Raw genomic sequence first — 12,074 nt, 5'->3', positions numbered from 1 at the left:
GCGGCGGCGTCGGCGCGGCGGTCGGTCCGGCGCGCGACGCGCTCGTCGTCGCGCCACCACTGGAAGCCGAGCGCGAGCAGCACGATCAGCGTGGGGATCTCCCCGAACGCCCAGGCGATCGCGCCGCCGGACTGCTGGTCGGCCAGCGAGGAGGCGCCCCAGGTGCGCCCGAGCTGTTCGTAGTAGGACGACGCGAGCACCGTGCCCATGCTCATCAGGGCGATCCCGAAGAACGCGTGGAACGGCATGGTCACCATGAGCAGCAGCAGCCGCCCGTAGTGGGGCAGCTTGTGCGGCGCGGGGTCCACCCCGATGATCACCCAGAAGAACAGGGAGCCGCTGAGCAGGAAGTGCACGGTCATCGCGATGTGACCGAGGTGTTCCTCCATCGCGGCGGCGAACAGCGGGGTGAAGTACAGGGCGAACGTCGACACCACGAAGATCGCCGTCGCGATCGCGGGATGGCTGACGAACTTCACGACCCTGCTGTGCAGGATCACCGTGATCCACTCGCGTGGTCCCCGGTCGCCCCGGCGGACGGCGGGCTTGAGCGCGCGCAGCGCCAGCGTCACCGGCGCGCCGAGCACCAGGAAGATCGGGACCAGCATGGACAGGACCATGTGCTCGGTCATGTGCACGCTGAACAGCACCGGCGCGTAGCGCGCCACACCGGTCTGCGTGCTGAGCACGAGGATGACCACGCCGAGATACCAGCTGACCGTGCGGCCCACGGGCCACCGGTCGCCCCGGCGGGTCAGCCGGACGAGCCCCGCGCCGTACAGACCGGCCATGACGGCGGCGAGTACGGCGAAGAACAGGTCGAACCACCACAGCGTCACCAGGTTGCCGAGCGAGATCGGCGGCGGGACGAGGTAGCCGAGCAGCTCGAACGCACGGTCGACCGGGGTGTCGACGGGCGGCGGGGCGGTCCGGGACAGCGCCACGGCGAGGCCGATCGTCGCCCCCATCAGCACGACCTCGCCGAGGGCGAGGCGGAGGAAGGCGTGCGGCTCCCCCGCCGACAGCCGCGGTAGCGTACGGCCGCGGTGGCGCCAGCCGAAGAACCCGAGCACGGCGAACGCGACGATCTTGGCCAGCAGGAGCAGGCCGTAGTTCGAGGTGAACAGCTCGCCGACCGAGGTGAGGCGCGAGGCGGCGGCGGCGAGGCCGGAGACGCCGACCCCGGCGAAGCACCACAGAGCCATGCGGGAGAAGCGCGCGGCGGCGACGTCCAGGAGGGGCTGCCCGCGCAGCGCGTGGATGCAGATCACCCCGAGGCCACCCACCCACAGCGCCAGGAAGAGCAGGTGCATGGCCACCGAAGTGGTGGCCAGCCCGTGGTTGGGCGAGGAGGAGGAGTGCCCGGTGAGCGCGGGCGGCAGGAGCGTCGCGAGCGCGAAGACCAGCAGCCCGGCGGCGGTGCCGGCGGTGATCGCACCACGGGCGAACAACGCGATGGCGACGGCGAACAGCACGACCAGGGTCAGCGCGATGCCCTGCGGCACCTGGCTGGCGTAGCTGGTGAGCTCGTTGCCGGCGAGGACCTCCCCCACCGGCATGCCGAGCGTCTCCGACAGGCTGAAGACCAGCGCCACCGCAGCGGCGACGGCCCAGGCCAGCGCGGACCACGACGCGCCCTTGACGTAGCTCTGCGCGGTTTTGCCGAGAAGGCCCTTGTCGCCGGGCAGGAACGCCGCGGCCGCGGCCAGCAGCCCGACGGTCAGCACGCCGGAGACGTCCATCGCGAGCTTCGACAGCGGCAGCATCCAGCGGGTGAGGGTGCCCTCGTCGGGCAGGCCGGGAATGATCCGCGGCGTCGCGGCGCCGCCGAGCACCATGGCGATCACGAGTGCGCCGACGGCCGCGCAGAGCGCGGCGGCGGTCAGGCGCACCGCCCTGCTCACGGCTTCTTCCGCAGGCTCAGGAACATCCCTATGCCGACTCCGGCGATCCCGAAGATCACCGCCCAGATCCAGCCGGGCACACCCGTCCGCCCGGTGCTCCCGGCCTCGGTGGCCTGCGCCGTCGCGGCCGAGGATGGCGCCGCCGCGGAGGCGGTCTCCCCGGGAGCGGCGGCCGAGGTCGCCGTGCCGAGCGACTGGTCGTCGATCACGGTGAACGGGATCTCGCCCTCCAGCGGGTGGCCGTCGGGCGAGACCACCCGCCAGGCGATCGTGTAGCGGCCGGGGGGCACGGGCTCGGTCACCGCCTGGGTGACCTTGGGCCCCTCCACGGCCGGCGAGCCGTTCTCGTAGCGCTTGCCGTCCTCGCCGCGGACGACCACGACCGGGAACTGAACGGAGTCCGCGAATTCGAGCGTGACCTTCTGCAAGGTCTTGACCTGGGCGTTCTTCTGCGGGTCGCTACTCTTGAGCGAGGTGTGCGCCTGGGCCGGCAGGACCGGCGCGGCACACAGCAGGAGAGCCGTCAGGAGCGCGGCGAAGGCGGCGAGGAAGGGTCTCTTCATGACACCCCCAGGCTACCGACGCGGGGCTTCGGTCCGTACCCCAGACCACCGGTACAGCACGATCACGGACTGAGGGGAACCCCGGCGGCCGTGGGGCTCGGGAGAACAGGGTCTTCCCCGAGCCCGCGGGGAGGCGGCCCGGCGGCGCCTCCCCCGGCTCCGGTACGAGCGGGCGCGATCGCGTCTACAGCCCGGCGCAGGCGAGGGCGCGCTGATAGGCCGCCACGCTCTGCGCGTCGTCGCCGATGCGCCGCCGCATCTCCGCCACGTTCATCCATTCCTCGGCGGCCTTCAGAGTCCGCGGTGCGTCCTCCAGCCAGCCGGTGACCAGGTCGAGCGCCGCGGCGGCGTCTCCGTCCTGGTGGAGCAGGAAGTACGCCTGGCCGAGCAGGAGGTTGGCGCCGGCCAGGAGGCCGCTCTTGGTGTGCTGAACGTGCGACAGCGCGTCCCTGAGGTGGTCGACGGCCGTGTCCGGGCGGTCGAGGACGATCTCCGCCCAGGCGAGGACGCAGGCGGTCCGCGCCCGGTCGAAGGCGCTGGTGGCGGAGGCCTCGTGCTCCCGCTGTGCCCGCAGGAGCAGCTCCCGTGCCCGCTCCGCCTCCTCGGGACGCACCCGCAGCATCATGGAGGCGTAGGCCTGACGCAGCCGGGCGAGGTTGCGCGGTTCGCCGTTCTCGGACTGGAAGGCGAGCGCTCGTTCGAGGAGCGTCATGCCCTCCTCGCCCCTGCCGGTCTTCTCCAGCACCTGCGCCGCGTTCCAGGACGACGCCACCGTCGCCCGGGACGTGCCGAGGGTCTCGGCGGCCGCCAGCAGTTCGTTCGCGAAGTGGCCCGCGCGCAGCATGTCCCCGCGCACCATGTACGCCAGCAGGAGGGTGGCGCCGAGCTCGACCAGTTCGTCGGTCCAGCCGCTGCGCGCGAAGGCGGCGAGCGTCTGCTCACCCACGTGCACGGCGGCGGAGAAGTCACCCCGCTCACGGTGGCACCGGCACAGCGCCAGCGCCACGGCGATCTTGCGCTCCTGCGGCATCGCCTCCGCCTCGGAGCCGTTGAGCTCGTTGAGGACCGAGATCGCCTCGCCGAGCTCGCCGCACGCCTCCAGGGCCAGGGCGTACCCGTAGCGGGCCTCCACCCGGAGCGCGGTGAGACCCAGCAGGTTGTTGTCCGCGAGCAGTTCGGCGTACCTGCGGCGGGCCTCGGCGACCTCGCCGTTCTCGAGCGCCATCCGCGCGAAGCTGAGACCGACCTCCAGGTCCTCCATCTGCTCGGCCGTCACGCCGTTGACGAGGTAGGTGAGCGAGCAGTCGAGCTTCTGCGCGAGCAGTTCGAGAACGGCCGGCGTCGGCGTCCTCTTGCCGCTCTCGATGAGTGATACGTAACTGTCGGAAAGTTCAGGATGCGCCAACTGCGCTTGCGAGAGCCCGCGCTGCCGCCGTATCGCCTTGATGCGCTGTCCGACCAGATCTTGCGCGGCCATTGGCAACTCCTGAAATATTGTAGGCCTGGCAGTCCGAGTTGATGGGAGATCCACCGTGCGCCGCCCAACCTCGTATCTACTTACCGCCCTGATTTTGGCCCTTGTGACCGTTGGTGGCAATGCTACGGCCAACAGTGCCGCCCCGTCTCCTCTGCAGCGATACGCGTTCGACAACGGCTGCTGCTGAACCACGTAGCTGCTGCTTAAGCGGGACGGGCCGTCCCCGGCGGACGACCCTGCCGCCGGGGAACCACTGTCCACCCGGCCGCCCGGCGGCGGACGATTGATCAGCGGGGAACCGGGCCGGCGTTCTTGACAGGCTCCGCTCACAGTCCGGGTCAGAATTTCCGACAAGGGCGGCCCGCGAAGTCGAATCCCGTAACGACATCGGCGCCTTTCCCGTTTCGGAGGAGATTCGCTCGACGGCCGCGATTTCAAACATCCGATTCAGGCGGACGCCGATCAGCAGGAATACGTTGACTTTTATCGGCCACCGTGATTCCCGTGTGCGGCTGCCTTGTGAAAGCCGCGCGAACGAGCGCGGATGGCCGCCAGGACGCACCCGGATCGCGCAGAGGACGTGATGCCGGGCGCGTGCCCGGCCTCTCCCGCGCCGGCCTTCACGAGAACAGTGGATGCGGCCGCCGGCCCAATCTTCGACGGCCCCGGCAGGCGGTCCACGATCCCCGGGAAAGCATCACTGCACGCCGGCCCTCGCAGGGCGCCCGCGTGAAGCCCTCCGCCCGCGCTCGTGTCCGCACGACCGGCGGCGTCCGTCCCACGACCGGCGGGTACGACCGGCGACCGGCCGGTCCGGAACAAGGCAGGTCAGCGCCCGGATCCGGGCACGCGGGCGGCACCCGGCTCGGCGGCTGCGATCTTCGGCGGTCTCCGGCGGGGACGGCGTTCGCCGGTGCCGCCTCCACCATGACATCGGGCCTCCCCGCACCGCCACCGTAACCCTCAGGGCATCCGGGCAGGTCAAAGGATGCGACAGGCGGGCTTACCGGCGAGTAGGGAATTCTGGCCCAACTGGAACCGGCGGATTATCCGAAGCGTCTAGACAATATCTAGACGGGAGATGGCATATTTGATGCTCTGCCGGAACGGGCCCGACGGCGTGCCCGATGACCGGCGAACACGGGGATGACATCGCGAAGCCGCAGTTTTGGGGGAACCGCGAGGGTGTAGTGCCGACGAGTGCGGCGGCGACTCATGGCGCGTACCGGGCGCGACAGTGGCATTTCGCCCGATCGCGGTGATCCACAGATTGCATCTACGCCGTTACCAGGTGGAGTTCAGACGTATGGATAGCGCGAATGAGCGTAAAACGTCCGTGTACTCACCCTGCCGCCTGCGGATGCTCGGGCCCCTGGCCGCATGGCGCGACGGACGGAGCGTCGACCTCGGGCCTCCGCTGCAGCGCGCGGCCCTGTGCGTGCTCGCCGCGCAGATCGGACAGGTCGTGACCAAGGAGGCCCTCATCGGGGGGCTCTGGGGGGAGCACCCGCCGAACACCGCCGAACAGGGCGTTTACACCTATGTCGCCGGGCTGCGGCGGGCCCTGGAGCCGAAGGGGGGCCATCGGGGTTCCCACTCGGTCCTGCTGTCCAGGGCGGGCGGCTACGTCCTGGCCCGCGGACCGGTCGAGGTGGACGTCGAGGACTTCGAACGCTGTCTGGCCGAGGCCCGCCGGCTGGACGGCGACGGCGACCCGCGTGACTGCCTCCGCGCGCTGGACGCCGCCGTGGGGTCCTGGTCGGGCCCCGCCCTGTGCGGCGTCCCGGGTCCGTTCGCCGAGGCGGAGCGGGCCCGCCTCGAGGGGTTGCGCCTGGCGGCGCGGGAGGATCGGGCCGACGCGCTGCTGCGCCTGAACCTGCACCAGGAGGCGGCGGCCGCCCTGACCGAGCTGGTCGGCGAGGCTCCCCTGCGGGAGCGCGCCCGTGATCTGCTCATGCTCGCGCTCTACCGGTGCGGCAGGCAGGCCGACGCCCTGCACACGTACATGGACGTCAAGCGGCTCCTGGCGGAGCGGCTCGGGGTCGATCCCGGCGAGACGCTGCGGGAGCGGTACGAGCTGATCCTGCGGGCCGACCCCTCGCTCAGGCAGGCGGGTCCCTCGCCCGCACCGGCCGGCGAGAGGACGGCCGGTCCCGATGCCCGGTCCCCCCGCCCTCCGCGCCAGTTGCCCCGCGCGGTCAACTGCTTCGTCGGCCGGGCCGAGGAGATGGTCCGCCTGCGATCGCTGCTCGCCCCCTGGGACGGCGCGCATCCGCAGGCGGTGGTCGCCATCACCGGCGCCCCGGGGGCGGGAAAGTCCGCCCTGGCGGTCCATGCCGCCCACGCCGCCGTCGGCGCGTTCCCGGACGGCCAGCTCTATGTGAATCTCCTGGGGGCGACTCCGGGCGTGGAGCGGCTCAAGCAGATCGACGTGCTCGGCAGGCTCCTGCGCGCCCTGGGACTGCCCGGCGAGGCCGTACCCGCCGATGTGGACGAGGCCGCCGCCGTGCTGCGCGACCGGTTGGAGGGCCGCAGGACCCTCATCCTGCTCGACGACGCGGCGGGGCCCGAGCAGGTACGCGCTCTCCTGGGGCTGCCGGCCGGCACCAGCGTGCTGATCACGAGCCGGGAGTCGTTCGCGGTGACCGACGACTGCGTCCAGCTCGTCCTCGGAGGCATGCTGCGGTCGGAGGCCGTCACCGTACTCGCGAGGCTCGTGGGGGCCGAGCGGATCGCGGCCGACCCGGCGGCGGGCCGGCTGGCCGACCTGTGCGGCGGGCTGCCGCTGGCTCTCCGCCTGGCCGCCGCGCGGCTCGTGGACCGGCCGCAGTGGACGCCCACGGAGCTGGTCGACCGGCTCGAGGACCGGCGGCGGACACTGCACGAACTGGAGGCGGGCCAGACCGCCGTGCGTTCCAGCCTCGAACTCAGCTACGAGAGCCTCGTCCGGGGCGATGCCGTCCTCGACCGGCTGGCGGCCCGGGTCCTGTGCCACCTCGGCCTTCTCCCCGTGGCGAACGTGACGGCCGACGTCGTGGCCGCGCTGGTGGACGAACCCGCCGACGCCGCGGAGCGCGCGCTCGACCGCCTCGTACGCGCGCATCTGCTGGAGGCGGCCGGCACCGGCCGGTTCCGCATGCACGACCTCGTACGTCTCTACACGATCGAGCTGGCGGACGCCCGCCTCGCGCCCGAGGCCCGCAAGGACGCCCTCATGCGAGCGCTCGGGTTCTACGGCACGACGGCACGGCGGGCCAGCTCCGTGCTGGACCCGCACCGTGTGCAGCTCCCCTGGCCCGACGTGCCGCAGCGCCCTCTCGCGCTCACCTCTCCCGCCGAGGCCAGGAACTGGCTGGAGGACGAGCTGGCGAACGTGGTGGCGGCCGCGTCGCAGGCGCTGGTGAGCGAGGACGAAGAGGTCGCGCGCATGGGAGTCCACGTCGGGTTCGCCCTGTACTGGCAGCTGCCGAGGGGCGCGCACCGCCGCGAGCATCTCCACCTGAGCAGGCAGGCGCTGGTCGTGGCCGAGCGGACCGGAGACCAGGAGATGATGTCCCTGGCGCACGGTCAGCTCTCCTTCGCCCTGGTGCAGCACGACCGGGCCACCGAGGCCATGCCGCACCAGCGGGCCGAGCTGGAGCTGAGACGCGTGCTGGGGGACCGGTTCGGCGAGATGCGCGCGCTGGGCAACCTGGCCGTCACTCACGCGCAGCTCAAGCAGTTCGCCGAGGCGCGCGAGTGCACGAACATGCAGCGGGCGATCGCCAGGGAGATCGGTTCCGACGTCGGCGAACGTCACTCACTCCTGACCGGCGGAGAGGCCTGCTACTACCTGGGCGACGTGACCGAGGCGCTGAGACTGCTCGAAGAGGCTCTCGCCCTCGCCCATGCCGCACGAGACCGTTACCACGAGGCCGCGGCTCTGATGGTGCTTTCCAGGCTGTATCTGGACTGCGGTGACCCGCTCCGCGCGAAGGCCGGTTTGGAGCGCGGCGTGCGATGCGCGCTCGAGATCGGCCACCGGTTCTACGAGTGCCGGTTCCTCACCCTGCTCGCCAGAGCCCACCGCCTCCTCGGCGAGCCGGAGCAGGCCCTGGCCTGCGTCCGCAGGGCGCTGCCGGTCGCGCAGGCGTCCGGCAACGAGGATCTCCGTCGCGAGGCGGAGGCCGAACTGCGGGCGATTCGTGCGGCCGTTCCCGGCTCGGACTCCAGCCGGCCCCTTCCGGTCGACCTCACGTTGATCCGCTGACGCCACCCCACGAAAGGAGGGACGCCCATGGCGAGCGAGGGGTCCGGTGCGCGGCAGGCCGGTCTCCGCCTCCGGATCCTCGGACCGGTGACCGCGTCGCTGGAGGACCGGCAGGTGAACCTGGGACCGCCGCTGCAGCGGGCCGCCCTGTGCGCGCTCGCCGCCAGGGCCGGGCGGATCGTCCCGAAGGAACAGCTCATCGACGACCTGTGGGGTGGCGCCGCTCCGAAGACGGCCCAGCAGAGCGTCTATACCTACGTGGCCGGGCTGAGACGGCTACTCGAACCGGATGAAGGCAGGCGTGGGCCGTTCAGGCTGCTCACCCAGTCCGCGAGCGGCTACAGCCTGGCACGGGACGCATGCCGGACCGACGCCGAGGAGTTCGAGCAGCGCCTCGCGGAGGCTCGCCGCTACCAGGCCAAGGAGGACCTCGGCGCCTGGCTGCGCGAACTGGAGGCCGCGCTGGGACTGTGGGCGGGCACCGCCCTCGGCGGCCTTCCCGGCCCCTTCTGCGAGGCAGAGCGGGCCCGGCTGGAGGGCATGCGCCTGACGGCGCGGGAGGACCAGGCCGACGCGCTGCTGCGGCTGGGCCGGCGCCAGGAGTCGCTCGACGCGCTCGTCGGGCTGACCGCGCAGGCCCCGCTGCGGGAGCGGGTCCGGGAGCTGCAGATGCTCGCGCTCTACCGCTGCGGACGGCAGGCAGAGGCGCTGGAGGTCTTCCACGACGCCAGGCGTCTGCTCGCCGAACGCCTCGGCGTCGACCCGAGCGAGTCCCTGCGGCAGGCGTACGAGCTCATTCTGCGCGCGGACCCCTCTCTCGGGGCGTCGCCGTGCCCTGCGCCTGCCGCCGCTCCCCCGGAGGTCGTCCGGCCGCGTCAGCTCCCGCGCGACCCGCAGGTCTTCGTGGGGCGGACGGACACGGTGGTGCGCCTGCGCGCGCTGCTCGCGCCCTGGGACGGGAGCGATCCGCAGGCGGTGGTGGCCGTCACCGGCACCGCGGGAGCGGGCAAGTCGACCCTCGCCGTACGCGCCGCCCACACGGTGAGCGACCACTATCCGGACGGCCAGCTGTACCTGAACCTGCTCGGGGCGACGCCGGGAGTCGGGCGGCTCAATCCCCTCGACCTGCTCGGGAGGCTGCTGCGGAGCCTCGGCGTGCACCCGGAGGCGGTCCCGTCCGATGCGGACGAGGCCGCGACCATGCTCAGGGACCGCCTGGTGGGCCGGCACACGCTGATCGTGCTGGACGACGCGTCCGGCCCGGAACAGGTCCGCCCTCTGCTGGGCCTGCCGGCCGGGAACGCCCTGCTCGTCACGAGCCGGGAGTCGTTCGCCGTGGCCGACGACTGTGCGCAGCTCGTCCTCGGCAGGATGCAGAGGTCGGAGTCGGTCGCCATGCTGGCGAAACTGATCGGCGCCGAGCGGGTCGCCGCCGACCCGGCCGCCGCCGCCGAGCTCGTGGACCTGTGCGGCGGGCTGCCCCTCGCCCTCCGCCTCGCGGCGGCGCGCCTGTCGGAGAGCCGCTACACGCCTGTGTCCGACCTCAACTCGCGCCTGCGGGACGAACGGCGGACGCTGCACGAGCTGGAGTCGGGCGACCTCGCCGTGCGCGCCAGCCTCCAGCTCAGTCACGATGTGCTGGCGCAGAGCGGGCACGAGCTCGACCGGGTGGCGGCCGCGGCCCTGTGCCGTCTGGGCGTCCTGCGCACGCCGGACGCCACGCCCGAGGTCGTGGCGGCCCTTCTCGACATGCCGCGGGACGCGGCGGAGCGAGCCGTGGCCCGCCTGGTGCGGGCGAATCTGGCCGAACCCGGTGAGCAGGGCCGGTTCCGCCTCCATGACCTGGTGCGGCTCTTCGCGATGGAACTGGCCGAGCGGCACCTGAGCGAGCGTGACCGCGACGACGCGCTCGACCGCGTGCTCGGCCTGTACGGCACGACCGCGCGCCTGACGATGAAACTGATCGACCCGCATCGGGTGCATCCCCCGCACGAGTTCGCCGAGCGTGAGCCGTTCGCCCTGACCGACGGCGCGGACGCGTCCGCGTGGCTGGAGCGTGAACGCCCCAACGTCCTCGCCTTGGCGGCCCAGGCGACGGTGTCGCGCAATCCCTCCCTCGCGCGTTCCGGCGCCCATCTCGGCTTCTCCTGTCAATGGCCCTTCACCTTCATCGGACACCGCAACGACATCCTGCCCCTCGGCCGTCAGGCGCTCGAAGTGGGTGAGCGCCTCGCGGACCCGGAGATCTCGGCCCTCGCGCACGGATACATCGCCATGGGGCTGGGCCCGGCGGGACGCAACGAGGAAGCGCTCGTCCACCAGCGTGCCGAGGTGGAACTCCGCCGCAGCGCCGGGGATTCCTTCGTGCGCATGAGGGCCCTGGGCAACCTCTGCGTGGTGCTCAACGCACTGCACCGGTACGAAGAGGCCCTGGCGTCGGCGCGGGAACAGCTTCGCATCGCCAGGAAGATCGGGGCCGCGGTGGGCGAACGGCATGCTCTCGCGGGCATCGGCGCGGCGCAGCTCGGTCTCGGCCATGTGGCGGAGGCCAGGGCGACGTGGCGCGAGCTCGGTGGGCTCGCGAAACAGGCGGGGGACCACATGCACATGGGAGAGGCGCTGCTCGGCCTGGCCGAGGTGCACGACAAGCAGAACGACCCCTGGTCCGCGGCGATCGTCTATCGGAAGGCTCTCACGCTGAGCAGGCAGAGACATCACCGCGTCATGGAGCTGCGGTGCCTGGCCCCCTTGGGGCGCGCCGAGCGGCTCAAAGGCGCCTTCGACAAGGCCCGCGAGTACCTGCTGGAGGCCCTCGCCGTGGCGGAGAAGTACGGCGCCGCCTACACGATGGGCTTCGCGCGCGAGGAGCTGGCCCTGCTCGACGGCGACCACGCCGCAGCGGACAGCTGACCGCTGCGGACGGCTTGACGGCGCGGGAGTGGCTAGCCGGCGCGGGAGTGGCTAGCCGGCGCGGAGGGCGAGGAACAGGTCCACGCGGTCGGCCATGGACGACAGGTCCTTGCCGGTCAGCTCCTCGACCCGCCTGATCCGGTAGCGCACCGTGTTGACGTGGACGTGCAGCCGTTCGGCGCAGGCGTTCCACGACCCGGTGCAGTCGAGGAAGGCGCCGAGCGTGCGCACCAGCTCGGCGCCGTGCCGCCGGTCGTAGTCGAACAGCGGTCCCAGCAGCCGCCGGGCGAACGAGGAGCGCACGTCGCCCGGCACGGTCGCCAGCAGCAGCGCGTGCGTGTAGATCTCGTCGCCGGTGACCACTCCCCCGCCGCGCGCCTCGGCCATCCGCCGGGCGTGGCCCGCCTCCTCCACCCCGCCCCGGATGGCCTGCGGCCCGGTCAGCGCGCCGCTCACCCCGGCCGCCACCCGGATTCCCGGCAGCCCGCCGCCGAGCACCGCCGTACGGGCGCGCAGCAGCGCCGCGAGCGCGTCGCGGTCGCCCCAGGGGGTGTCCTCGCGCAGCGGGACCAGCGCCACCGACGCGTCGGCGCCCGCGGCGGCCACCACCCGGCGGTCCAGCAGCTCCTCCGTCACCTGCCCGCCCAGCAGAGCGGGGTCCGGTCCGTCCGTCGCCCCGCGCCTGCTCGCCGTGACGGTCACCACGGCGTACGGCTCGGCCGGGTCGATGCCGCAGGTCCGCAGCCGGGCCGACAGCTCGGCGAGGTCGCCGCCCGCGCAGGCCAGCGCGATGAGCTGCTCGGCCAGCCGGCGCTCCACCCGGCGGCCCTCCTCCGCCCGGGTCCGCTCCATGGCGACGCACGCCGCCAGCTCGTAGCCGATCTCCACGTCGATCTCGCCCCGGCAGACCAGGGCCCAGCCGGCGGCCCGGTGCGAGCGGCCCACGGCGAACACCGTGAACGGCCCGCCGC

At 72.5% G+C, this 12,074-nt stretch carries 6 protein-coding genes; 2 read left to right on the top strand and 4 right to left on the bottom strand.

The annotated features are described in order from the left end of the window. The 3 genes from AB0J39_RS33720 to AB0J39_RS33710 form a co-directional block, all read right to left on the bottom strand. Positions 1 to 1,904: cytochrome c oxidase assembly protein (locus tag AB0J39_RS33720; protein ID WP_363472201.1), on the bottom strand; the 1,904-nt coding region annotated here is incomplete at its 3' end. Beyond that, positions 1,901 to 2,467 (bottom strand): copper resistance CopC family protein, encoded by a 567-nt coding sequence (locus tag AB0J39_RS33715; protein WP_363472198.1) that lies wholly within the window; start codon positions 2,465 to 2,467, stop codon positions 1,901 to 1,903. The genes AB0J39_RS33720 and AB0J39_RS33715, both read right to left, overlap by 4 nt. Before the next feature lie 184 nt (positions 2,468 to 2,651). After that, entirely contained in the window at positions 2,652 to 3,944 is a 1,293-nt protein-coding gene (locus AB0J39_RS33710; protein WP_363472196.1) for a helix-turn-helix transcriptional regulator, read from the bottom strand. 1,336 nt (positions 3,945 to 5,280) lie between these two features. Here AB0J39_RS33710 and AB0J39_RS33705 point away from each other — a divergent pair. Then, positions 5,281 to 8,193 (top strand): AfsR/SARP family transcriptional regulator, encoded by a 2,913-nt coding sequence (locus AB0J39_RS33705; RefSeq protein WP_363472194.1) that lies wholly within the window; start codon positions 5,281 to 5,283, stop codon positions 8,191 to 8,193. Between the two features lie 27 nt (positions 8,194 to 8,220). Beyond that, positions 8,221 to 11,103 carry a BTAD domain-containing putative transcriptional regulator gene (locus tag AB0J39_RS33700; RefSeq protein WP_363472193.1) on the top strand — a complete coding sequence of 961 codons (2,883 nt, stop codon included), beginning with the start codon at positions 8,221 to 8,223 and terminating at the stop codon, positions 11,101 to 11,103. Between the two features lie 51 nt (positions 11,104 to 11,154). Here the strand turns inward: AB0J39_RS33700 and AB0J39_RS33695 are convergent. After that, positions 11,155 to 12,074 (bottom strand): helix-turn-helix domain-containing protein (locus AB0J39_RS33695; protein ID WP_363472191.1); only part of this gene is annotated, 920 nt, incomplete at its 5' end.

It is taken from the genome of Microbispora sp. NPDC049633 (assembly GCF_040675265.1).
Classification (GTDB): Bacteria; Actinomycetota; Actinomycetes; order Streptosporangiales; family Streptosporangiaceae; genus Microbispora; species Microbispora maris.
Note: the sequence above shows the minus strand (reverse complement) of the source record. Positions and strands in the feature narration are given on the sequence as shown.